This is a genomic window from Methylobacterium sp. BE186 (assembly GCF_031457035.1).
Classification (GTDB): Bacteria; Pseudomonadota; Alphaproteobacteria; order Rhizobiales; family Beijerinckiaceae; genus Methylobacterium; species Methylobacterium segetis.
In genome coordinates this window covers 85,215-107,986 of record NZ_JAVDVV010000018.1, presented here as the reverse complement: position 1 = coordinate 107,986, position 22,772 = coordinate 85,215, and the positions used below count along the sequence as shown (strand labels likewise).

The 22,772-nt window shown below is 70.6% G+C and carries 13 protein-coding genes and 1 pseudogene; 4 read left to right on the top strand and 10 right to left on the bottom strand.

Features of this window, described 5'->3' with window-relative positions; genetic code table 11:
• The 5 genes from J2X36_RS18160 to J2X36_RS18140 all read right to left on the bottom strand — a co-directional run.
• On the bottom strand, positions 1-821 hold an 821-nt coding region (locus J2X36_RS18160; protein WP_310352322.1), incomplete at its 3' end, for a hypothetical protein.
• Positions 818-1,393, bottom strand: a complete 576-nt coding sequence (gene gspG, locus J2X36_RS18155) for a type II secretion system major pseudopilin GspG (RefSeq protein WP_132256683.1) — start codon at positions 1,391-1,393, stop codon at positions 818-820. The genes J2X36_RS18160 and gspG, both read right to left, overlap by 4 nt.
• A gap of 33 nt (positions 1,394-1,426) precedes the next feature.
• Complete coding sequence (locus tag J2X36_RS18150) at positions 1,427-2,440, bottom strand: SCO family protein (RefSeq protein WP_132256680.1); 1,014 nt, start codon at positions 2,438-2,440, stop codon at positions 1,427-1,429.
• A gap of 56 nt (positions 2,441-2,496) precedes the next feature.
• The gene (locus J2X36_RS18145; protein WP_245516742.1) at positions 2,497-4,911 is read right to left on the bottom strand and encodes a multicopper oxidase domain-containing protein; all 2,415 of its coding nucleotides are present in this window, start codon (positions 4,909-4,911) and stop codon (positions 2,497-2,499) included.
• A gap of 273 nt (positions 4,912-5,184) precedes the next feature.
• Positions 5,185-5,835: a response regulator transcription factor gene (locus J2X36_RS18140; RefSeq protein ID WP_310352313.1), complete on the bottom strand. Its 651-nt coding sequence runs from the start codon at positions 5,833-5,835 to the stop codon at positions 5,185-5,187.
• 792 nt (positions 5,836-6,627) lie between these two features.
• Between J2X36_RS18140 and J2X36_RS18135 the strand changes: the two genes are divergently transcribed.
• Entirely contained in the window at positions 6,628-7,107 is a 480-nt protein-coding gene (locus tag J2X36_RS18135; protein WP_310352311.1) for a MarR family winged helix-turn-helix transcriptional regulator, read from the top strand.
• 79 nt (positions 7,108-7,186) lie between these two features.
• On the opposite strand, the gene J2X36_RS18130 is transcribed toward J2X36_RS18135, so the two are convergent.
• The 3 genes and pseudogenes from J2X36_RS18130 to J2X36_RS18120 all read right to left on the bottom strand — a co-directional run.
• Positions 7,187-7,423: a hypothetical protein gene (locus tag J2X36_RS18130; RefSeq protein ID WP_310352310.1), complete on the bottom strand. Its 237-nt coding sequence runs from the start codon at positions 7,421-7,423 to the stop codon at positions 7,187-7,189.
• A 121-nt stretch (positions 7,424-7,544) separates the two neighbouring features.
• On the bottom strand, positions 7,545-8,741 hold the full coding sequence (locus J2X36_RS18125; protein WP_310352337.1) for an MFS transporter: 1,197 nt from the start codon (positions 8,739-8,741) through the stop codon (positions 7,545-7,547).
• Between the two features lie 305 nt (positions 8,742-9,046).
• Positions 9,047-9,523: pseudogene (locus J2X36_RS18120) on the bottom strand (PQQ-binding-like beta-propeller repeat protein); the annotation flags it as partial.
• Positions 9,524-9,879: 356 nt separating this feature from the next.
• On the opposite strand from J2X36_RS18120, the gene J2X36_RS18115 reads away from it, so the two are divergent.
• The gene (locus tag J2X36_RS18115; protein ID WP_310352308.1) at positions 9,880-17,112 is read left to right on the top strand and encodes a hypothetical protein; all 7,233 of its coding nucleotides are present in this window, start codon (positions 9,880-9,882) and stop codon (positions 17,110-17,112) included.
• A gap of 113 nt (positions 17,113-17,225) precedes the next feature.
• A complete protein-coding gene (gene zwf / locus J2X36_RS18110) occupies positions 17,226-18,689 on the top strand; it encodes a glucose-6-phosphate dehydrogenase (protein ID WP_310352307.1) in 1,464 nt (487 codons plus the stop codon).
• A 78-nt stretch (positions 18,690-18,767) separates the two neighbouring features.
• On the opposite strand, the gene J2X36_RS18105 is transcribed toward zwf, so the two are convergent.
• Complete coding sequence (locus J2X36_RS18105; RefSeq protein WP_310352305.1) at positions 18,768-19,073, bottom strand: hypothetical protein; 306 nt, start codon at positions 19,071-19,073, stop codon at positions 18,768-18,770.
• Positions 19,070-21,367 carry an FdhF/YdeP family oxidoreductase gene (locus J2X36_RS18100; protein WP_310352303.1) on the bottom strand — a complete coding sequence of 766 codons (2,298 nt, stop codon included), beginning with the start codon at positions 21,365-21,367 and terminating at the stop codon, positions 19,070-19,072. The genes J2X36_RS18105 and J2X36_RS18100 overlap by 4 nt, the downstream gene beginning before the upstream one ends.
• Positions 21,368-21,755: 388 nt before the next feature.
• On the opposite strand from J2X36_RS18100, the gene J2X36_RS18095 reads away from it, so the two are divergent.
• Positions 21,756-22,727, top strand: coding sequence for a glutathione S-transferase family protein (locus J2X36_RS18095; protein WP_310352301.1), 972 nt, complete (start codon positions 21,756-21,758; stop codon positions 22,725-22,727).
• Positions 22,728-22,772: the final 45 nt, after the last annotated feature.

Below are 22,772 nucleotides of genomic sequence, written 5' to 3'. Positions count from 1 at the left end.
CGCGCCGCCTGCCGCCCCGCCAGGCCGCAGAAGCCCGTCAGAACCAGCGTCAGGCAGGCGAGACCCAGCCCCGCCGCCGCCCGCCCCGCCGAGGCTCGCGCAGGCGCGCGTGCCGGCCCGAACGGCAGCACCAGACAGGCCGCCTCCGGCGAAGCCATCTCGCCCTCCGGCCAAGCGATCTCGCCCTCCAGGCTGGCGATCTCGCCCCGCTTGAGCCCGAGCCGGGCCAGCGTCCGCTCGATCAGGCTGTCGGGCACCACGAGGTAGTGCACCCGCACCCGGTCCCCGCCCCCCGGCGCCACCGCGCAGGCCAGGGCGATCTCCTCCCGGCGCAGGGGCGTCTTGCGGCAGATCTCCTCGCGCACGATCGCCTCGGCCTGGGGCAGCGCCCGCCGGGGCAGGCTCAGGCTGCGCCCGACCGCGTGCGGCAGGGCGAGGCTGAGGGGCACGGGCCCGGCCCCGAGCCCGGCCCGGGCGGCGGCGCGGGCGGCCTCGGCCCGGGCGTGGGCGAGCGCGGCGGGCACGTCGGCGGCCCAGGCGACGCGCCCGGCGGACAGGTCGGAGGACCCGTCGGAGGACCCGTCGGAGGACCAATCGGGGGGCCACGCGGCTTGGGGCGTGCGCAGGCTGAGGCCGAGCCCGTCCGCGTCCGGGCGGAGCACGAGGCGCAGGGGCGGGGCGGCGGGCAGGCCGGAGCGCAGGTCTGGGCGCAGATCGGGGCGCAGGCTGCCGAGGCCGGCGCGCAGCTCCGCCCGCCACCAGGCGGCGAGCGCGGAGAGCGCGGCGGCGAGATGCGCGCGCCAGGGGGCGGCCGGGCTCATTCGGCCCTCCTCGGCCCGAGCTCGGCCTGGCGCCCGCCCGCCGGCGGGGCCGGGGCGGCGGGCAGCAGGGCCGGCCGGGGCGCGCGCGCGCCGGGCTCGCGCCCGTCGGGACCGGTGAAGGTGATGAGGAAGCTGCGGCCGCGGTCGGGCGAGGCGTAGAGGTAGGGGCGGCCCCAGGGGTCCCGGGGCACGGAGGCGCCCTTGAGGTAGGGTCCGTTCCAGGCGGCGAGGCCGCCGGGGGGGCTGACCAGGGCCTGCAGGCCCTCGGTCTCGAGGGGGTAGCGGCCGGTGTCGATGAAGAACAGCTCGACGGCGCTGGAGAGGGTCTCGACCTGGATGCGGGCGGTCTTGGCCTTGGAGTCGGTGAGGTAGCCGAGCACGCGCGGGCCGACCAGGCTCATGATCAGCCCCATGATCGACAGCACCACGATCACCTCGACCAGCGTGAAGCCCGCCTGCGACCGCCGGGCACGGGCTGCCGCCCGGGCGCTTGCCCGTCCCGCGAGGGCGGATCGCTTCGCGGGGTCCTCCGTGCGAACGGACGACGCTGGCGCTCTCGCGTGGCTCGACATGGCTGCGCTCCGTCCTCGAAGGGACCCGTCGCCTCAGTGATGGTGATGATGGTGGTGGGCGTGCGCGTCGGCCGGCTCAGCGCTCGCCTCCTTGTCCTTGGCCGCCTCCCGGGCGCCGTAGGTCATCGCCTCGACATAGGCGAGGACGTCGGCCGCGTCCGTGTCCGACAGGGACAGGTTCGGCATGCGGACCGACGGGAAGGCACGGGCGAGGTCGAGGGCCGTGGCGTCGCCCTGCGCGCGCATCCGCTGAGGGTCGGTGACGTAGGAGACGAGCCAGTCGCGGCTGCGCCGGCTGCCGACCCCCGCGAGGTCCGGCCCCACCCGGGTGCCGCCGCCGACGGTGTGGCAGGCGGCGCAGGTCTTCAGGAAGAGGCTCTGCCCCGGCAGGTCGGGCGCGATGCTGGCCTCGCCGATCGCGGGCGCGCCGCCGGTGGCGGCGGGTGTGCCGGCGCTGAAGGCCGGGTTCATGGCCCGGATGGTGCTGGCGAGGACGGTCAGGTCGCCGAAGGCCGAGTCGCGGGCCCATTCGCCGGTGGCGTCGTTGTAGAGCAGGATGGTCTTGCTGTGGTCCACGAGCTTCCGGCTGCGCTCGCCGAGCTTGTAGCGCACGAGCTCGATATCCTCGGGCCGGCCGGTGAGGAACGACCAGCCGGGGCCGACGCCGAAGGCCTCGGCGTAGTCCTTGAGCCGCGCCGGGGTGTCGGTCACGGGATCGATGCTGATCGCGACGAAGACCGGATCGGCCGCCCGCTCGGCGCCCCCTTTGTCCCGGCGCTCCTGGTTCAGCCTGTCCTGGACCTGCGCGAGGCGGGCGGTGACGACGGGGCAGATGTCCCGGCAGCTCGTGTAGATGAAGGCGATGACGGCGATCCGGCCCTTCAGCACGTCGCTGTAGAAGCGGCGGGTGCGGCCGTCCTGATCGGTGAGCGGCGCGTCCGGCAGGTAGCCCTCGCCCCAGGGAGAGGCCGCGGCGGCCGGGCCGGCCGCGAACAGGGCCAGGGCCATGCCCGCGATCATCGAGGTACGCATCAGAGGGCGGAACATGGGACCAGTCTCTCGCTGCGGGAGGGAGGGCGGCCCGCGGGGCCGCCCGCGGGGCCTCAGGCCCGTGTCGGCGGCTTGAAGGTCGGCTGGGCCTCGGGCAGCACCTCCGGCACGCGGAAGGTGACGCCGTCGGGCGAGGGGATCGGCGTGTTCGAGATCTGCCAGTGCGGCCGGCTGCCGGTCTTGGCGAAGTCCGGGTCATTCGGGGCCGGCGTGAGCAGCTGGTAGCGCAGCAGCATCGCGAAATCCTCGTGGACCGTGTTGTGGCAATGGTTCACGTACGAGCCGCCGAACTCGCCGAAGCGGACCTGAAAGCGCACGGTTCCGCCGGGGCGCAGGCGCCAGACGTCCTTGCGCACGAGCTTCTCGGTCGGGCCGATCGAGGCGCCGCCGCGATCGAGGGTGATGCCCTCCTCGAAATGCAGATGGATCGGGTGGTCCCAGCCCGTGCCCCCGTTCACGAGCGTCCAGTACTCGACCTCGCCGGGCTTCGGCACGAGGGCGCCGATCCGGTTGGCGTTCAGCGAATGGGCCGCCTGCCCGTTGATCTTCACGGCCCAGGGGAAGGATTCGATGGTCCCGCATTCGGGGATGCACTGGCCGGTCTTCGGGTCGCGGGAATCGCCGCCGCCCGACCGGTTGAACTCGATGACGCGCTCGCGCACGGGGGCGACAACCGGGATCTGGGTTGTCAGCGTCCTGAGGCCGCCCTTCCAGTCCGAGGTCGAGAAATCGGCGCTCGGGTCGGCCTCGAGCCCCGTATAGGTGCGGCTCGGGTCGTCGACGCTCTTGATGCCGCCCCTGCGGACGCGGAACTCCATGATCGGGCCGACGCAAGGGTCGGCGGCCACGCCCTTCAGGGCGTTCGACATGGAGACGGCCCCGTCGGGCTTCATGCCGCTCGTCTGCTGCAGCAGGTTGACGAGGTAGACGCTGTCGCCGTCGGCGAAGGCCGAGAAGTCGATGACAATGTCGTAGCGCTCGGCGACGCCCTGCTCCTCCATCTCCATCAGCTGGACCGGATTCACGAGCAGATTGCCGTCGTTGGCGATGAACCAGAACGGCACCGTCGTGCCGGACGAGAAGGTGCGGGAGTTGTTCACCGCCACCGCGAGCTTGATGAAGCGCGACATCGACGCGTTGAGGATGCGGAAGCGATAGCGGCGCGGCAGCACCTCCATGTAGGGGTAGTAGCTCCCGTTGACGGCCAGCATGTCGCCGAGGAAGCCGTCCGTGTCGAAGATGTCGAAGAAGAGCTGCCCGTCCTTGTCGAAGGCCGGGTTGGTGACCGCGAGGTTCACGTCGAAATCCTGGTTGCCCCAGGGCAGCGAATCGCCGCTGGGCAGGAGCAGGTTCACGCCGTCGACGACGCTGGTGCAGGCCCGGTCCGGGCCGCTGTAGTAGTTGCACAGGGCGAAGTTGCCCTTGTGCACGTTCTCCGCCGTGAAGAAGAACCGGTGGTCGTGGAACCAGAGCGTGCCCTGCAATTCCCGATAGTCACCCTCGACCATCACGAGACCGGTCCCGTCGTCTGGGCCGGAGGCCTTCCTCTGGTAGTTCGGGTCGTTGAAGGCGCGAATATTGGGCATGTCCCGCCGCGCCAGCGTCGTCCCCCAGTGATAGTCGTAGAACGTCCCGGGGAAGTGGTAGGCGTTGCAGGCGCCGTCGCTCTCGGCGCCGTTATGCGCGTTGTGGAAGTGGGTCGAGATCTCGTTGCGGCCGAAGCCCCCGTTCTGGGTGCGGTCGACGGGCAGGTCGTTGTAGATGCGCGTCAGCAGCGGCTCGCCGTAGCGGGCCTTGATCAGGCAGGGCGCGCCGTAGCCGAGGCGGGAGCCGGAATTCGAGCCCCGCCAACCCGCTTGGCGCGGCCCGAACGACCACATCGCGTTCGCGTTCTGCGCCGGCATCTCGTTGCAGTACTTGGTGCTCGACCGGCACTGCCCGAGGGACATGATGTAGCCGACCTTCGGGAAGAGGTCGCGGTTCGCGCTCGTCGGGTCCTTGGACCAGCGCTGATGGGCGAAGAACTCGCCCGGCGGGCGGCCCTCGCAGGGGCCGCGGCCGGTGAGCGGGTTCGACAGCCGCTGCCAGTTCGCGCCCTTCTTCGACCACTCGTCGTGGTAGGAGAGGCGCCGGCCCGGCATCTCGTTGGCGTAGGGCCGGCCGTTCGGATCCATCCAGAGCACGTCGTCGCTGCCCGCCGCGGCCACGAGCGGGATGCGCGGCTGCACGACAGCGCGGTTGAGCGGCTCGTGGAATTTCTGCGCGCCGAAGAGGGGGCTTGCCGGGGTGCCGGTCGGCACGGCGGCGTAGGCGCTGCGCACGAAGGGGCTGAGGCCGTGCTTGGCCGCGATCAGGCCGCTCGCACCGTAGATCCCCCAGCGGAACATGTCGCGCTTGGTGATCTCGCCATGCGAATGCGCCTTGACGATCTCGAGCCTGTTTTCGCGGGCGCGCTCGGCTTCCTGCATACGGATCCGAGAAGTCGTTTTACGGTCGAGAAACATGGCATTCGTTCCCGCAGAACTGGGATGATCCGATGTTACCGAGCCCGGTGCGCCCGAATACCAACCAAGGACCAGCTGTTCGCGGGGCCTAGGTCCTACATCCGTTCGGACCTTGGTCTGATCCGGCATCCGTCCCGGAATCGCGCGGGCCCCGCACCGGCACGGGGTGCCGGCGCGAGGCCCGAAGATCGTCCCCCGATGCGCGTCCGGCCCCCCGCGCCGGCGCGTCGACGGCTCTCAATGGCCGACGAGGTTCGAGCGGTTGTAGGCGAGGAGCGCCGCCTGCACGCGGTTCCGCACGTTGAGCTTGTCGAGGATGATCGTCAGGTAGTGCTTGACCGTCTTCTCGCTGATCTCCAGGCGGCCGCCGATCTCCTTGTTGCTCAGGCCCTCGGCCAGCAGCGTGAGGATCTGCTCCTCGCGGCCAGTGAGGCTGGAGAAGGGCGTCGGCTCGGGCTTAGAGGCGGCGGGGCGGGGCCGGGCGAACAGGCGGGCGGCCAGCGCCGGCGTGACGTAGCGCTCGCCGCGGTGGATCACCTTGACCGATTGCACCAGTTCCGGCCCGCTCACGCCTTTCAGGACGTAGCCCCAGGCCCCGCCCTGCATCGCCGAGCAGACATGCTGGTCGTCGACGATGCTCGTGAGCATCAGGATCTTCACGTCCGAGCAGTGGGCGACCAACGTCTCGACCGCCTCCGCGCCGCCGCCCAGCATCCCGATGTCGAGGATGACGACGTTCGGCTTCAGGGCGACCGCGAGCCGGAACGCGTCCGAGGCGGAAGCCCCCTCGCCGACGACCGTGATGTCGGCCTCGGCGTTCAGGGTGTAGGCCACCCCGGCGCGGAACAGCGGATCGCTGTCGATGATGACCACTTGGATCTCGGACACCTTCAACCCCCTGATCTATCGGAGTTGCGCAGAGCATGGGCGGCCGCGGCCGGTTCAGAACCGGCCCGAACGCTCCGATCGTCTGACCACTCTCGTCCTGCTTAATCGGACCCGCGCCGGCTCGTCGCGACGCGCCGACGGCGCGCCGTCACGGCCAGCCGCAATGCCGCGGACCTGTCCGCGCCACCCCCGAAAGCCGCCTCCCGTAAGCCCGCGCCGATGCCCGCCCGCAGGCGGCTCAACAGGTCTGCGACAATCTTCGGAAGGTGCCTGCTCATGGGTCTCGGCCGTACTTCGATTGCTACTTAAGTAATTCGCGCGCCATTCCCTGAGTTTCTTGTTCTTCTGCAGAGGATCCGACGCAGATCCACTGCACGTCCGATGTGCTGAGGCAATCCAAGAATTTTTGCAATAATTTTTTGTAATTAGACCTGTTTAGTACCCCTCTTCGGAAGGTTAGGTTTTCCGTGCGCGACCGTACCGGTCCGTCGGGCGGCTCGCTTGATCAAGGTTAAGCAAGATGACCCCGAGCCTCTGTCCACAGGGCCCTCGCAGGCGGATCCGGGCCGAATCAGGGGCGCGACGGCCCTCTTCGATTCGCCCCCGCGCCGCGCGGCGGCGACGAACCGGCATTTACGTTGATGCAAGGATTCCGTGGGCCGGACGTTTTCGAGGCCGCGAGCCGAGCCGCGAAGCGTCCTTCGGAAGAGCGGTTCCGACCCCGGATTCGGGTCGGCGGCCTGCGCCCGCATCCGCTAACATGTGCGGCGGCCGAGGCGGGGGATTCCGGACATGGCAGCAGGGCCGACGGGAGAGCGGGCGGATCCGAGCCTGTGCAGCAACGAAATGCTCCGGCAGGCGATGCGCAGCCTTGGCCAGATCTACGATGACGCCCTGGCGCCGAGCGGCCTGCGTGCCACGCAGCACGGGCTGCTCGCGAGCGTCGCGCGCCTCGGAACTCCGACGATGGGCGAACTCGCCGAGAGCCTCGTGATGGATCTGTCGGGTCTCGGGCACACCCTGAAGCCGCTCACGCGCGACGGATACCTCCGCCTCGTGCCGGACCTGCACGACCGCCGGGCGCGACGGGTCAGTCTCACCGATCTCGGGCGCGCGAAGCTCGGCGAGACCACGGCCCTGTGGAGCGGGGTGCAGGGCCGGTTCGAGGCGGCTTTCGGGCCGGAGCGCGCGGCCGAGCTTCGCGCGGTGCACGCCCTTCTCGCCTCCCGCGCCTTCCGGGAGCGGGTCGCGAGCGCGGCCAGCCGGGGGTGAGGGCGCCGACGACCTCAACCCGTTCGGGAGAGGGCGCTCCGCCCCGCGCGGGCGTCTCTGGAGGCCCGCTCAAGCCTCACTAGCGCCGCCGCGGCCGGTCATCGTCATCGTCGTCGTCATCCTCGATGTCCCGCCGCCGCTGATCGCGCCTCATCTCGCGGCGGGCGTCTTCCCGGTCCAGATCGCGCTCCCGTTCCCGGCGGCTCCGAAGGTCGATGTTCGGGCCGCCGGGACCGATGTCGATCGATTGCGCGTGCAACGGCGGTGCGCTGGACAGGCCGATCGCGATCAGCGATCCGGCAAGCAGGTATCTCATGGGTCGATCCCTCCTGGGGCTCAACGGCCTCGCGCGGCGAAAGCCGGCGCGACACCGTGATGGTAGGGGGGGCGAGCCGCACGGCAACGGGTCGCGGTTCGCGTTCGCACCGGTCTGCCCGTCAGCCCGGCTGCTCGCAGGCGCGTGGGTCGGCGCGGTCCGCGACCAGCGAGACGGCCCAGATCGCGAATCCCCCCAGCGCCAGGGCGACGCCGACGAAGCCCGTCGCGGGCAGGCCGAGCCCGTGCGCGATGGCGAGGCCCGCCAGCCAGGGGCCGAGGGCGTTCGCGAAGTTGAAGGCGGAGTGGTTGAGGGCCGCCGCCAATGTCTGCGCGTCCTCCGCGACGTCCATCAGCCGCGTCTGCAGGATGGTGGCGAGACCGCCGCCGCAGCCGATCAGGAACACGACGGGGGCGAGCGTCCAGAGGCTCCCCACGGCGAACGGGTAAAGGGCCAGAGCCGCCGCGCTCCAGACGAGGGTGAGGCCCGCCGCCGGCATCAGGGCGCGGTCGGCCGCCCAGGCGCAGGCGAGGTTGCCGACCGTGAGGCCGAGCCCGAACACGGCGAGCATGCCAGGGATCGCGGCGGGCGAGGCGTGCGTTACGGAGAGCAGGGTGGAGGCGAGATAGGTGTAGACGGAGAACAAGCCGCCGAAGCCGATCGCCCCCGTGGCGAGCGTCAGCCAGACCTGCCCGCGGCGCAGCGCGCCGAGCTCGCGCAGCGCGCTGGCGCCCGGGGCGACGGCACCGAGCGGCGCGAACAGCCGCACCAGGATCGCGGTGAGCAGCGCGAGAAGTGCCACGAGGCCGAAGCTCCAGCGCCAGCCGGCGAGCTGACCGATGGCGTTGGCGAGCGGCACGCCGACGACCGTCGCGATGGTGAGGCCGGCAATGACGCGGGAGACCGCCTGGCTCCGCCGCTCCCGCGGGACGAGCGCGGCGGCCACCAGCGCCGCCACGCCGAAATAGGCGCCGTGCGGCAGGCCGGCGAGGAAGCGGAACAGCAGCATCGTGCCGTAGCTCGGTGCCAGCGCCGAGAGGCCGTTGCCCAGGGCGAACAGCACCATCAGGCCGATGAGGAGCGTGCGCCGCGCGACTCGTGCGGCCAGCACCGCGATCACGGGGGCGCCCACCACCACACCCAGCGCGTAGGCGCTGATGACGTGGCCGGCGGTCGGTTCGTCGATGCCGAGATCCGGCGCGAAGTCGGGCAGCAGGCTCATCGCGGCGAACTCGGTCGTGCCGATCGCGAAGCCGCCCATGGCGAGCGCCAGCAGCACGAGGGTCGGGTGGCTCCCCTCGGCTGCCGCTCTCGCCACGGTCGCGGAAGGGCGGGCCGAGGGCTCGCTCAGGATCGCTCGGTCGGTCAATGCGTCGTCTCGCTTCGATCTCACGGGTGCCGGCTGACAGCTCGGGCCCACCTCGCCGGCTCGGGTGGGCCGGTGCGGCGAGGCTCTGCTGCATCTGCTCAGTTCGACGCTGCAGTGCGGCAAGCAGATCGGGACATAGGTCCCGAGGTCGGGCGGGGCGAGGGCGCCACGCTCGGCTCAGGTCTTCGCGGCGGGCATGGCCGCGGGAAAGCCCGATCCCGGATGGGGGGCCTCCGGCGCGTGCCGGTCCGGCGTCATTCGGGCAGCGCGAAGACCGTGAGTTGCTCGCCCGCCGCCGTATCGTGGGAGAGGGCCGCATATCCGCCGACCGCGCCGGATCCGTCGGCCGGGTCGGTCAGGCCCGCGGCAAGGCCGCTCCCCGCCCAGCCGCCGATTCCGGAGAGCACCGCCACGTATTGCCGGCCGCGATGGCGATCGGTGGTGACGTTCCCGACGATGCCGGACGGCGTCTTGAAGCGGTAGAGCTCCCGCCCGGTGCTGGCGTCGACGGCCTTCAGATAGCCTTCGGGCGCCCCGTAGAACACGAGGCCGCCCGCCGTGGCGAGCGCCCCCGACCAGACCGAGAAGGGCTCGGGGTTCGACCACGCGATCCGGCCGCGCGCACCGTCCCAGGCGATGAAGGCGCCGGTCCGCTCCTCGCCCGCCGGCGGGTGCAGGCTCAGCGTGGAGCCGACATAGGGCTGGCCCGGCACGTAGGTCACGCGGAAGGGCACCGGCCATCGGCGCAGCGTGCCGCGAGGTCAACCGGACCGGCTGCAGGATCGCGTCGCCCCGAGCGCGTCGCCGCGACCGACGTGTTCGGGGAGGCAGAGGCTCAAGGTCGCGCAGCCACGTCCGAGCCTCGGTGCCATGCCGCACGAAATCAGTACAGATCGCGGATCGGACTTTGGTCCGAAAAACAATCCGACCTTAGTCCGGCGTCGTTCGGACTTTACGTCCTGAATATCTCTTCAGAAAAATTGTATCCGATCATCAAGAATACTTTCTTCCTTCTCAAGGGAACGGCGGAACGAGGCTGAGTCCTCGGCCGCCCGAGATGGCGCACGCACGCCGGAGGCGACGGGTCATGGTTACATTGACGCGCTGGGGCAACACGCTCACCGACCAACTCAACGGCTTCAAGGTGGCCCAGACGACGGCCGTCGAGGATCAAGTCTCGGCCGCGGACAATGCCACCGATTTCTTCGCGGTCGCCTATCGTTCGACCGAGGCCGGCGGCGCCACGAGCATCTGGCTGAAGGCGCTCAACGCGGGCGGCGGCCTCTTCGACCAGGGATTGCTCAAGATCAGCACCGGACCGGGCATCGTCTCGCGGCCCGTGGTCGCGGGCGCGGGCGATGGGTTCGCGGTCGCCTACGAGTCGCGCTCGGCCCTCGGCGAGCCTGCCGACGTCAAGGTCCGCTTCGTCGGCGCGGTCGGGCTCGTGCCCGGCGAACTGACCCTCGGCTCGGCGGAGGACGACGATCACGGGGCGGTCGTCGCGGGATTCCAGAACGCGCGGGAGAACGCGGACAAGACGGTCGATGCCAAGACGATCCTGTCCACCGGGTTCAACGTCGCCTGGATCGCCACGCCCAAGACCCTGCCGGCCGGTGCCGACGCCCGCTACGGCGCGGTGAAGTTCCAGCGCTACGCGATCGATCCGACGAATCCGGACGGCGTGGCCCCCAAACCCGCCGGTCTCGACGGGGTCGTCGGCGGCACGGACGGCGACGCCGTCCTGACGCTCGCCGCAAGCGGGCGCAACGTCGCCATGACGAGCCTCCACGACGGCGAGAGCGTGATCGCCTGGATCGACCCGAACAACCACGTCCGGTTCGCGATCTTCGACGCCGACGGCTCGCAGAACGACATCCGCTTCAACCCGAACGCGGCCGGCGCGGGCGGGACGCTCGCCTCCGACGCCGCGGCGATGGACACCCTCGTCGATGCCATGCTCGGCACCGCGAATGCGGCGAGCAAGCTCGTGATCGCGAACATCGCGGGCACGACCGATTTCGTGATCGCTTGGGTCGAGACCGTGAACGGGATCACCTCGGTCGTCGCGCAGGTTTTCGCCGCCGGCCCGGTCGCGAACACCTGGACGGTCGATGCCGCCCGCGAGATCCGCTACGACCTGCCCGGCACTTTCGGCGGCACCTTCAGCATCGCCGGCCTCGGCGAGGGCACCTCGCAACTCGTGCTCACCTACGGGGTCACGAATTCCGACAGCACGACCGACGTGGTCTCGGTCGCGTTCGCGACGGACGGGACGCACAGCTCCGCCTCGACCGTCTTCCAGGGCGTCACCAGACCGGACGGCTTCGCCTCGACGGGACTCGCCGGCGACCGCGCCGTCATCGTCGGCAGCAACGGCGACGTGACCGCGCAATTCCTCGACACCCGCGACTACCTGGGACCGCCCTTCTTCCAGGAGGGCGACCGCCACCGCGCGGACGGCCGCGTCGACGCCAAGGTCGACACGATGATCGGCACGAGCTTCGACGACGACCTGCGCCCCGGCCTCGCCGCCGACACCGTCTGGGCCGGCTCGGGCGACGACCTGATCGAGGGCAGCGTCGGCAGCGACGCCATCCACGGCGGCGCCAACGGCTCGAAGGGCGATACGGTCTGGTACACCGGCCTGCAGAGCGCCTACAGCGTCAAGAAGAATGCCGACGGCTCGCTCAGCGTCGCCCACAACGGCGGCACCGAGGGGCCGGACACGCTCTGGGACGTCGAGCACATTGCCTTCAACGTGCATGTGAAGGCGGACGGCACCCTCGACCGCAGCCAGCAGACGATCCTCGACCTCGCCACCGACGTGCAGCCGCGCTCGGATTCCCCCTCGCACTGGGGCAACACCAACGCGGACCTGAACGGCTTCCAGGTCGATGCGGCGACGAGCGACCAGAGCCGGCCGGCCATCGCCGACAATTTCGGCGAGGTCTTCGGCGTGGCCGCGCTTGCGGGCACGGGCGCGGGCACGCAGGTGCGGCTCCAGCTCTACAACCACGACGGGACGCCGGACGCCTTCCTGCCCCTGCCCATGCGGCTCGACGACGGCAGCGGCACCATCAGTGCGGGTACCGGCGTCGCCCTCGTCGGATGGGGCGACGGCTACGAGGCGGTCTGGGGCGAGGCGACGAGCGACGGCGTGCGCCTCGCCGCCCGCTTCCTCGGGCCGGCGAGCATCATCGGCAACGAGGTCAAGCTCGGCCTCGGCGGCCCGCCCGCGGCTGGGCAGGTCGTCGACCAGCACAGCGTGGCGATGGCGGGCTACGAGAAGGTCGTCACCCTCGATGCTGCGGGCAAGCCGCTCGACGTCCGCACCGGCTTCAACATGCTCTGGGTCGAGACCGACCGCGCCGGTTCGCATGCGGCCGGCAACGGGGCTTTGGGCCACGTCTATTTCCAGCGCTACGAGGTGCAGGCGACCGCGGACGGCGCCTCCTTCCAGGAGCCGAAGGCCGCCGGCCTCGACGGGCAGGCCGACGCGACGCTCGCAGAGGGCGCATCGGGATCGGGGCCGAACAATGCCGTCTTCGAACTGACGGGCGGCGCCCTCGGGCGCGACCCGAGCGTCGCGGTGGCGCATGACGGCGAGAGCGTGATCTCCTGGATCGAGCGCGACGGGACGGGGCAGGACCGCCTGCGCGTCCGCCTCCTCGACCAGAACGGCGCCTTCATCGAAGGCGTCGCCCTACCCGACGGCGTCGCCGTGGCGAATGGCCAGCTCGCCCGCGCGGTCGCCCTCGGTGCCGGCAATTTCGGCCTGTTCTGGGTTGCCGATGCCGGCAACGGCGATCTCGTCGTCCTCGGGCAGACCTTCGTCCTCGGCGGCGCGCCGGGCACCTTCGTGGCGGGCGAGATCGTCGAGGCGGGCCGGCTCGGCAAGGCGTCGGTCTCCGGCGGCCCCGGCTTCACGGGCGAGTTCAACGTCGTCGGACTCGGCGAGGACAATGACGGCGGCGTCGTCACCTACAGCGTCTTCGAGAACGGCCAGACCGCCATCAAGGCGTTCAACTTCGACGGGGGCGCCAACGGCTTCGGCCACGCTGTCACCCTCAACACCGCGACGGGGCTGACCGAGAAGGGCCACGGCATCGCGGGCCTCGTCAGCGACAGGGCCGTCGTCGTCTGGAACGAGGTCTCGGCCGGCGACAGCGACATCAGGGTCCAGATCATCGACACCCGCGAGGGGCCGCAAGAGATCTTCGGGGACCTCGTGCGACCGGACGGCACGACGCAGGCGCGCCGCGACCTCATCGTCGGCACCGTCAACGACGACTTCATCAACGGCCAGGGTCTCGACGACACGATCCAGGCCGGGATGGGCAGCGACACCGTCATCGGCGGGGCCGGCAATGACCATCTCGACGGCGGCCAGGAGCGCCTCGGCGACACGCCCGGCCACGGCACCGACGACGACGTGGCGGTCTATTCGGGCACCCGGGCCCAGTATTCGGTGACCCTCAACGGCGACGGCAGCTTCACCGTCAAGGACATGCGCAACCCGCGCGAGCCCGCCACCAATGCGGGCCCCGACGGGCGCGACGTCGTCAAGGATTTCGAGCACCTGAAATTCGCCGACGGCGCCGTCGACATGACGGCCTTCCTTCCGCTTGCGCCGAACGCCTTCGTGCCCCCGACGCCGGACGGCACCTACGCCGTCCGTCCCTGGGGCCCGCATGCCGACACGGGCGACTTCATCGTCAACGACGGCGCCCTGCGCAATCCGGCCGGCACCGCGATCGCCAATCCGCGGGCCGGGCTGCAGCACGACCCCGTCGCGGTCGCGATGCAGGACAATTACGCCTTCCTGTGGGTGGAGGACGATGGCGCGGGCGGCCGCAGCCACCTCTACCTGAAGGCCTACACCTCGCTGGGCGAGGCCGATGCCGCCTTCGGCATCGGCGCGGGCGCGGCGGGCGTCATCCGCCACGAACTCGGCGACGGCACCGGCCTCATCGCCCACGTGGCGGCGAACGTCGCGGGTGATCTCGGCGTCGCGGCGGCCTGGGAAGAGACGGCGAGCCCCGGCGCGACGAGCCGGATCAAGGTCGGCTTCGTCTCGGCACTCACCGGCAATCTCGGCGAGATCGCGGTGCAGGATCACGGAACCGGCGCGCAGACCGGGGCCTCGGTCGCGGGCTACGAACTCCTCGACGCCAACAACAAGACCGCCGAGTTCGGCTTCAACGTCGCCTACGGCCAGGGCGGGCGGATCTACGTCGACCGCTTCGTTCTGCAGACGGGTACGGCCGGGCCCGAAGTGCTGCCGGGCTCAAGCCTCGGCTCCTCGGTCGATCTCGGCGCGGGCAGGGGCGCCTCGACCGCGATGCTGCATGACGGCCAGCTCGTGACGAGCTGGATCGACGACCAGGGCCGCGCCCAGTACGCGATCCTCGATCCCGCCAGGATCGGCACGGGCGCCGACCCGATCCTCGCCCGTTCGCCCGCGGGCGGCGACGGCGCCGCAACGGCCCAGGCGATCGTCGGCGTGGGCTTCAACTTCATCTTGGTCAAGCAAGACGCTGGCGGCCTCGTCACGGCAACGATCCACAACGCCACCGGCGACCCGCTCGGCAGCCTCGATGCGCCCCTGATGCTCACGGGTCTTGCCCCGGGCGCGACCTTCCAGGTGGTGCCGACCGCCGCCGAGCAGGGCTTCGCGATCTACTGGCACGACGCAGCCGCCCATCAGGTGAAAGGGCAGGTCTACGACGCGGCCGGCATCCATCTCGGCGGCATCTTCGACGCCTTCCCGGACGGGTCCACCACCCTCGGCGTGCCGGGCGTGGATCCGAGCTTCTCCTTCTCCGTCGCGGGGCTGGAGGACGGGCGCCAGATCGTGGCGGCCGAGGGCAGCGCCACCGCCGGCGCCACCGAGCAGGACATCGTCGGCCAGATCCTCGACACCCGTCAGCCCGGCAACCTGATCATCGGGCCGCGCGAGGGCGCGCCCCGCGACGTGATCAGCGGTACGGCGGGCGACGACATTATCGACGGGCGCGCGCTCGCCGACGAATTGCACGGTGCGGGCGGCAACGACCTGATCCTCGGCGGCAGCGAGAACGACCTCCTGTTCGGCGACACGGGCGACGACATCCTGATCGGCGGCAGCGAGAACGACACGCTCTCGGGCGGAGACGGGGACGACCTCCTCATCGGCGGCTTCGGGATCGACGACCTCGACGGGAATGCCGGCAGCGACACCGTCTCGTATCGCGGCGAGGTGGCCCGCTTCCTGATCGATCTCCTCGGCGGCCCCACGCCGGCGGACGGCACCACGCGCTCGAACCGCGATCCGAATACGGGGGCGACGAACGCGGCCTTCCAGGCCGAGGACACGCTCCACAACATCGAGAACGCGGTCGGAGGCGAGGCGGCGGACGAGATCCGCGGCACCAATGGCGCCAACGTGCTCGAGGGTCGGGGCGGCGACGACATCATCGACGGCCGCCTCGGCGACGACACGGCCGTCTTCAGCGGCAAGCGCGCCGACTACGACATCACGCAGGATGCGAGCGGCACCATCATCGTCAAGGGCGCCCGCGGCGACGGCCTGGCCGACGGCAGGGATACGGTCTCGAACGTCGAGCATTTCCGCTTCACGGACGGCGACTTCACGGTCCAGCAGCTCTTCAACACGAATACGGGCGGCGGAGGCACCGGCACGCCGAAGATCACCTTCGGCACGAACAGCCCGAGCGTCCTCGAGAATACCGAGCACGCCAGCATCACCACGCTCACGACGAGCGGCTTCCCGACCGGCACACCCGTCCTGAGCCTCGTGAGCAACCCCGGCGGCCTCTTCGCGATCGAGAACGGCGTCCTCGTCGTGGCTCCGACCAAGGCCCTCGATTACGAGACCGCCCGGACCTACAGCCTCGTCGTCCAGGCCCGCACCGCCGATGGAACGACGGCGACCGCGACGCTCAACCTCGCGGTCGGCGATGTGAACGAGGCCGCGACGACGCTGACCGCCGCCGGCACCGGCACGAACGGCGCCCTGACGGTCCTCGAGAATTCGCCCGGCGGCACCCTCGTCGCCAAGCTCGCGGCGAACGATCCGGATGTCGGGGACAGTCTCGTCTACACGCTCGGCGGGACCAACGCGGCCCTGTTCCAGATCGTCGGCAACGAGCTTCAGGTGAAGGCCGGCGCCCTGATCGACTATGAGACGGGGCCGCGCAACCTCAGCGTTGACGTCACCGTCCGGGATGGGGCGGGCCACACCCTGACCCAGACCTTCGGGGCCATCGCGATCGGAAATGTCAGCGGCAATTTCACGGGCACGGCGGCGAATGAGACCTTCGCCGGCACCTCCGAGGAGGACACGATCCGCGCGGGCGGCGGCAACGACGTGCTCAACGGTCAGGCCGGCGACGACCAGCTCTTCGGCGAGGCCGGCACCGACCGGCTCGACGGCGGGCTCGGCGCCGACCGGATGGACGGGGGCGCCGGCAACGATACCTTCGTGGTCGACAACGTCGGCGACGTGGTCATCGAGGGGGCGAACGGCGGCACCGACACGGTCGAATCCGCGATCAGCTTCAGCCTCGCCGCCCTGCCCAACGTCGAGAACGTGACGCTGACGGGTAGCGCCAGCATCAACGCCACCGGCAATGGCGGCCAGAACGTGCTGTTCGGCAATTCGGGCAACAACGTCCTCGACGGCGGCGCCGACCGCGACGCGATGACGGGCGGCGACGGCAACGACACCTACGTCGTCGACAACACGGGCGACGTCGTCACCGAGACGAACGCCAACGCCGCGGGCGGGATCGACACCGTGCTCGCCTCCGTGAACTACCGGCTCACCAACAACGTCGAGAACCTGACGCTGACGGGCAATGCCCAGACCGGACAGGGCAACGCGCTGGCCAACGAGCTGCGCGGCAATGCCCAGAACAACACCCTCGACGGCGATCTCGGCAATGACAGGCTGTTCGGTTTCGCCGGCAGCGATACGCTCCGCGGCGGCGAGGGCAACGACTTCCTCGCAGGCGGGGCGGGCAACGACACCCTCACCGGCGGGAACGGCAACGACGTCTTCGACTTCGAGATCGGGACCGGGCGGGACACGGTGACGGATTTCCGCAACGGCCAGGACCGGGTCGACGTCAGCGCCTTCCTGCACACGGGCACGGAGCTCAACGCCTACCTCAGCGGGACGCGCGCGTCCGGAAACTACGTGACGGCGGCGGGCAACAACGTCGAGCTGCACCATCTCGCCAACGGGGTCGACGAAGTGCTCGTGCTCACCGGCGTCACGCGGGCGCAGATCGACGCGAGCGATTTCCTGATCGGGTAGGCGGCCACGGGCGGGGGCCTCGGGCCCTCGCCCTCCAGACCATATTCCCATTTCCGCCGCTTTGGCGTGGCACTCCGGTTGCTTGCCCGGTCGTAGCGGCGGAGGGGATGCCCGTGCGAAAGATTCCTCCCGGCGTCGGGCCGAAATTCCCGCAGGTGGTGGTCCTCGTCGGGGCCACCGGCGACCTCGCGCGGCGCAAGCTCCTGCCGGGCCTGTTCCATCTCTGCAGCGCGGGCTTCATCCCCGAGTGCCGCATCGTCGGCGTCTCCCTCGACGATCTCGATGCGGCGGCCTTCCGGCGCCTCGCCCGGGAGGCGGTCGACCTGTTCTTCGTCCGCCCCGTCGACGAGGCGGCCTTCGCGGCCTTCGCCGAGATGCTCGACTACGTGCCGCTCTCCGGCGGCGCCCCGGCGCTCAGGGAGGCGGTGGAGCGGGCGGAGGCCACGATCGGTGCCGAGAGCCGGCGCCTCCACTATCTCAGCGTCCCGCCCGCGGCCGCGCTCCCGGTGGTGCGTCTTCTCGGCGAGGCGGACCTCGTCGCGCGCTCGCGGATCATCATGGAGAAGCCGTTCGGGACGGATCTCGAGAGCGCGCGCCTCCTCAACCGGATGCTCCACGAGGTCTTCCCCGAGGATCAGATCTTCCGGATCGACCACTTCCTCGGCAAGGAGCCGGCGCAGAACATCCTCGCCTTCCGCTTCGCCAACGGCCTGTTCGAGCCGATCTGGAACCGCAACTTCATCGACCACGTGCAGATCGACGTGCCCGAGACCCTGGGTCTCGGGCAGCGCGGCGCCTTCTACGAGGCGACGGGGGCCTATCGCGACATGGTGGTGACCCACCTGTTCCAGATCCTCGGCTTCATGGCGATGGAGCCGCCGACCTCGCTCGAGCCGCTGCCGATCAGCGAGGAGAAGAACAAGGTCTTCCGCAGCATGGTGCCGATCGACCCGCGCGACGTCGTGCGCGGCCAGTACAACGGCTACCGTGCGGAGGAGGGCGTCGATCCGGAATCGGATACCGAGACCTTCATCGCCCTCAAATGCGCGATCGACAATTGGCGCTGGGCCGGGGTTCCGTTCTTCCTGCGCACCGGCAAGCGCCTCGCGGAAGGGCAGCGCATCATCTCGATCGCCTTCCGCGAGCCGCCGAAGAGCATGTTCCCCGTGGGCTCCGGCGTGGGCGCGCAGGGGCCCGACCATCTCACCTTCGATCTCGCGGACGCGACCAAGATGTCGCTCTCCTTCTACGGAAAGCGCCCCGGGCCGGGGATGCGGCTCGACAAGCTGAGCCTGCAATTCGCTATGCGCGACACGGGCATGCTCGGCGAGGTGCTGGAAGCCTACGAGCGCCTGATCCTGGACGCGATGCGGGGCGACCACACGCTGTTCACCACCGCGGACGGCATCGAGCGCCTGTGGGAGGTCTCGACGCCGCTCCTCGAAGCGCCGCCGCCGGTGCGCCTCTACGAGCCGGGCTCCTGGGGGCCGAAATCGATCCACCAGCTCGTGGCACCCCATGCCTGGCGCCTGCCCTTCGAGCGCTCCTGGCGCGACCCGGATGCGCACGGGGCTTGAGCCGGGCGCGGGTCGCCTCTCCCGGATGGGAGAGGTGGCGCACGCCCAGGCCGCAAGCGCCCGGTCGAGACGTCGAGATCAGCCGTCGAGCCTCGCGAGGAGCGCCGCGCCCGTCGCGCTCACCGCGTAGCGCGTGCGCTGCGTCCGGGCATCGCGATCGGAGACCGCCAGGAGAGCCGCCGGGCCGGCCAGCGTCGCGAGCGCCCGTAGCACGAGGGCGTGCGCGATGCCGAAGACGCGGGCGAAGGTCAGGCTGTCTGCCGCCAGCCCCAGGCGCAGGCCCGCGAGGATCCCGGCCTCCAGCAGGGCCAGATCCGGCCGCAGGTCGGCGATCCGGTCGGTCTCGGCCAGGAACGTCTCGGCGTCGGCGGGCGGGGCGCTCATGCCGCCACCGCCCGCGGGCGGACCCGCACGAGCACCGATTTCGAGGTCGGCGTGTCCGAGTGCTCGCCGAAGCTCGACAGGGGCACCAGCACGTTGAGCTCGGGGTAATAGCCGGCGAGGCTGCCCCGCGGCATGTCGAACGGCACGAGACGGAAATCCGTCGCCACCCGCTCGACCCCGTCCTCGTGCGCGCAGACGAGATCGACCCGCTCGCCGGCCCGGGCGGTGAGCTCGGCCAGATCGTCTGGATGCGCGAAGACCACCTGACGCTCGCCGTAGACGCCGCGATAGCGGTCGTCGAGGCCGTAGATCGTGGTGTTGTACTGGTCGTGCGAGCGGAAGGTCTGCAGGACGAAGGTGTCGCCTGCCCTGCTCGCGCGCTGATGCTCGGTCTCGCCCGGGAGCGGGTCGGCCGAGAAGGTCGCCCGCCCGCCCGCCGTGTCGAAGACGCGCTCGGCCGCGAGGTTGCGCAGCTTGAAGCCGCGCGGGCGCCGGACACGCTCGTTGAAGCGCGAGAAGCCCGGGATCGTGTCGGCAATCAGGTCGCGGATCCGGTCGTAATCGTCCGCGAGCCCCGCCCAGTCGACCCGTTCCGAACCCACGGTCGCGGCCGCCATCCCGGCGATGATGCCGATCTCCGAGCGCAGCTCCGGCGAGGCCGGCTTGTTGATGCCGCCCGAGCCGTGGACCATGCTCATCGAATCCTCGACGGTCACGATCTGCGTCTTGCCCCGGCTGTTGCGGTCGATCTCGGTCCGGCCGAGGCAGGGGAGGATATAGGCGATCTGCCCCGGCAGCAGGTGGGAGTGGTTGAGCTTCGTCGCGATGTGGACGGTGAGCCTGCATCCGGCGAGGGCCTTGGCCACCACGGCGCTGTCCGGCGTCGCGCGGGCGAAGTTCCCGCCGAGCCCGATGAAGGCCTTGGCCGAGCCGTCGAGCATCGCCCGGATCGCGGCCAGAACGTTGTGGCCGTCCCGGCGGGGCGCCTCGAACCCGAAGCGGCGCTCCAGCGCGTCGAGGAGGGCCGCCGGCGGCCGCTCGTTGATGCCGACCGTGCGGTCGCCCTGCACGTTCGAGTGGCCGCGCACGGGGCACAAGCCCGTTCCGGGACGCCCGATATGCCCGCGCAGGAACATCACGTTGGCGATCTCGCGGATCGTCGCGACGGAGTGGCGGTGCTGCGTCACGCCCATCGCCCAGGTGGCGATCACCGTGTCGGCTCCGAGATAGACCTCGGCCGCGGCCTCGATCTCGTCCCGGCTCAATCCCGACTGGTCGAGGATCGCCGCCCAGGCGGTCGCCTCGACGGCGTCCCGATACGCCTCGAAGGCGGAGGTGTGCTGGCCGAGGAAGGCGTGGTCGAGCAGGGACGGGCGGCCCGCCGCGATCTCGGCCTCGTCCCGCGCGAGGACCACCTTGGCGATGCCGCGGAAGAATGCCATGTCGCCGCCGAGGCGCGGCTGCAGATAGTGGCTCGCGATCGGCCGGCTCGCGCCGCGCAGCATCTCCACCGTGTTCTGAGGATCGGCGAAGCGCTCGAGCCCCCGCTCGCGCACGGGGTTCAGCACGACGACGCGGGCGCCCCGCTCGGCGGCGCGGCGCAGGTCGCCGAGCATCCGCGGATGATTGGTGCCCGGGTTCTGGCCGACCACGAAGATGGCGTCGGCCTTCTCGAAATCCTCAAGCAGCACCGTGCCCTTGCCGGCACCGATCGCCGCCTGGAGAGCGATCCCGCTCGCCTCGTGGCACATGTTCGAACAATCGGGGAAGTTGTTGGTGCCGTAATGGCGCGCGAACAGCTGGTAGAGGTAGGCGGCCTCGTTCGAGGCGCGGCCCGAGGTGTAGAACTCCGCCTGATCCGGATGGTCGAGCCCGCGGAGCGTCGCGCCGATCTCGGCGAAGGCCTCGTCCCAAGCGACCGGCAGGTAGCGGTCGCTGCCCGCGTCGTAGCGCATCGGGTGGGTGAGGCGGCCCTCGCGCTCCAGCGCGTAGTCGGTCCAGCCGCGCAGCTCGGTGACGGTGTGGCGGGCGAAGAAGGCGGGCGGCGTGCGCTTGTCGGTCGCCTCCCAGGAGACCGCCTTCACGCCGTTCTCGCAGAACTCGAAGGAGGAGCCGTGCTCCGGGTCGCCCCAGGCGCAGCCCGGACAGTCGAACCCGTCCGGCTGGTTGGCGCTCAGCAGGGCGCGGGCGCCGGAGAGCGGCGCCCGGCTGCCGAGGAGGTGCCGGCCGCAGCTCTTGAGGGCACCCCACCCGCCCGCGGCGGAGGAGCGCTTGGGGGAAGAGGACCGATCCATCGGACGTGCGGCTCCGGTGACTGCGACCACGCGACCGGGCATGACGAAGCCCTCGCGGCGCACGGGGATGCGCCGAGGAAGCCCTCTCGGGCCGCACTCGCCTGTCCGGAACTTCGCCCTCCGCGGCACCTCTCAAGCGGGGCCGCGTCAGCAGGTCAGAAATAGCATCTCGCCGCGCCTCGTGGGTGACCGTTTCGCTGCCTGCGAGGTATGGGTGTCATGCATGGCTCGCGCAGCTTCTGCGGTGAGCCCTCTGCTGAGCGGGTAGCTGGTATGCCAAGCTTCGGTCCCGGTCCGCGCCCGTGCTGCCGCGCCGCGACCGAAGGGCGGTTCCGGCGTTGAAGCCGATCCGGCCGGTTCGGCGCCGGCTCCGGACATGGGGGAGACGATGGGTTCGCTCGTCGATGGACATTGGCAGCCGCGGCCACTCGATGTCGCCGGGTCGGACGGTCGCTTCCGCCGCCAGGAGAGCCGCTTCCGCCATTGGGTGACGCCGGACGGCGCCCCCGGACCAACGGGAGAGGGCGGATTTCCGGCCGAGCCCGGCCGCTACTGCCTCTACGTCAGCCTCGCCTGCCCCTGGGCGAGCCGCGCCACCATGATCCGGCGTCTGAAGGGACTGGCCGATCAGATCGAGCTCGCCGTGACCCACTGGCACATGGGCGACCAGGGCTGGACCTTCGCCGAGGGTCCGTGCGTGACCGGTGATCCGGTCAACGGCGCCGCCTACCTGCATCAGGTCTATGTCGCGGCACGGGCCGACTATACCGGGCGCGTCACCGTCCCGGTGCTCTGGGACAAGGTGCGCGGCACCATCGTCAGCAACGAATCCGCCGATATCCTGCGCATGCTGGGCAGCGCCTTCGATCAGGTTGGCGCCCGCCCGCTCGACACCTATCCGCCGGATCTCCGCGAGGAGATCGACGCCCTCAACGCACGGATCTATGCGTGCGTGAACAACGGCGTGTATCGCGCCGGCTTCGCGACGACGCAGGCGGCCTACGAAGAGGCTGTCCTACCCCTGTTCGAGACACTCGACTGGCTGGAGGACCGCCTCGCGCGCTCCCGCTACCTGACCGGAAGCACCCTGACCGAGGCGGACATCCGCCTGTTCACGACGCTGATCCGGTTCGACGCGGTCTATCACGGCCACTTCAAGTGCAACCTGCGCCGGATCGTCGACTATCCCGCGCTCTGGCGCTTCACGCGCGACCTCTATTGCCTGCCCGGCGTCGCGGAGACCGTGAACTTCCACCACATCAAGCAGCACTATTACGGGAGCCATCCGTCGATAAACCCGTCCGGCATCGTGCCGTCCGGGCCCGTGCTCGACCTCGGCTCCGTCGACGCAAGCGGCTGACCGGCGCCAGGGACATGCTCCCGAAGTGGTAGCTCGCATGATCGC

Bases quoted from the DNA above. Each gene is read 5' to 3' on its own strand.
- gspG (WP_132256683.1), bottom strand. From the start codon at position 1,393: ATGTCGAGCCACGCGAGAGCGCCAGCGTCGTCCGTTCGCACGGAGGAC.
- J2X36_RS18150 (WP_132256680.1), bottom strand. From the start codon at position 2,440: ATGTTCCGCCCTCTGATGCGTACCTCGATGATCGCGGGCATGGCCCTG.
- J2X36_RS18145 (WP_245516742.1), bottom strand. From the start codon at position 4,911: ATGCAGGAAGCCGAGCGCGCCCGCGAAAACAGGCTCGAGATCGTCAAG.
- J2X36_RS18135 (WP_310352311.1), top strand. From the start codon at position 6,628: ATGGCAGCAGGGCCGACGGGAGAGCGGGCGGATCCGAGCCTGTGCAGC.
- J2X36_RS18130 (WP_310352310.1), bottom strand. From the start codon at position 7,423: ATGAGATACCTGCTTGCCGGATCGCTGATCGCGATCGGCCTGTCCAGC.
- J2X36_RS18115 (WP_310352308.1), top strand. From the start codon at position 9,880: ATGGTTACATTGACGCGCTGGGGCAACACGCTCACCGACCAACTCAAC.
- J2X36_RS18105 (WP_310352305.1), bottom strand. From the start codon at position 19,073: ATGAGCGCCCCGCCCGCCGACGCCGAGACGTTCCTGGCCGAGACCGAC.
- J2X36_RS18100 (WP_310352303.1), bottom strand. From the start codon at position 21,367: ATGGATCGGTCCTCTTCCCCCAAGCGCTCCTCCGCCGCGGGCGGGTGG.
- J2X36_RS18095 (WP_310352301.1), top strand. From the start codon at position 21,756: ATGGGTTCGCTCGTCGATGGACATTGGCAGCCGCGGCCACTCGATGTC.